This window comes from Caballeronia terrestris (assembly GCF_001544515.1).
In the GTDB taxonomy this organism is placed as follows: Bacteria; Pseudomonadota; Gammaproteobacteria; order Burkholderiales; family Burkholderiaceae; genus Caballeronia; species Caballeronia terrestris.
On the sequence record NZ_FCOL02000511.1, the window covers coordinates 1 to 935 of the forward strand.

Consider the following 935-nt stretch of genomic DNA (forward strand, 5'->3'; position numbering starts at 1 on the left):
ATCTTGCGCGACGATTCTTCAGAGCGGCCGCGAAGATCGTCGATATTCCGTGGGACATCGCGGTTGGCAACGACCTTCGCCATCCGCAAGTCAAGGGCGCGCGTCCGCCTATGCTGCGTTTCATCAACTGGTACATCGGTAAGCTTCATCTTGCTGCGACGAACGACAGCACGCTGGCGACTACCTTTCTGAAGGTTGTAAACCTGATGATCCCGCCGCCGTCGCTGCTCAGCCCCGCGATCGCCTGGCGGGTCTGGCGGGGCAACTGGAGGCCTGCGCTATCCGTTCCCTCGCGGGAACTCGAAGCAACCCGTGATACGACGCGAGAATTGAACTGACGTGGGAAAGCCCCGGCCGTACGGCTGGGTCGCTCAATGTTTCGTCGACCGGAGCGGTGAAATCTACGGCTGCTGTACTTGGGAAGTTGCCGTTCCGTTCGACAGTAGAGGAGTGGGCGGAGAGGGTCGAGTGTGAATTCGCTGATGCAGGAGACTGCCCTCTTGGGTGCTCGATGCCGTCGACGTCAGCAATCGGCCACACTGCTGACGTAGATCCCGGCTCGCAGCAACGGCAGCAAAGGCCGAACGGACTGATATGACTTTCCGTGTCAATCGGGATCGGTTTTCGGTTTTTGTCTGCTGGGCACATGAACTTCCTGGGGGCGACGTGGCAGTAAGTGTCGACGGTGGATCGCACTGATATTCGCGGGTTGGTTACCGCATTACAGAGGTCCGCCCCTTGAGCCTGCCGCTATCTAAAGCCGCAAAGCGAATGCTGTCCGTTGCATAGTTCAACCACGGGTTGCTCGGGTGCCGGGCTACACCGCCTTCAGGATCGAATCTGTGTAGCAAAGCTCAGCGCTACGCCGGCTATTCGTTTGGGAATGCAAACACGCTTATCCATCGCCGGTGCGCCGGACCCCAGTTGGCGTTACC

1 pseudogene is annotated in these 935 nt (G+C 59.1%); it reads left to right on the top strand.

Going from position 1 to position 935, the window contains the following annotated elements:
- A pseudogene (locus tag AWB67_RS38630) lies at positions 1–338 on the top strand (monooxygenase); the annotation flags it as partial.
- Positions 339–935 lie beyond the last annotated feature (597 nt).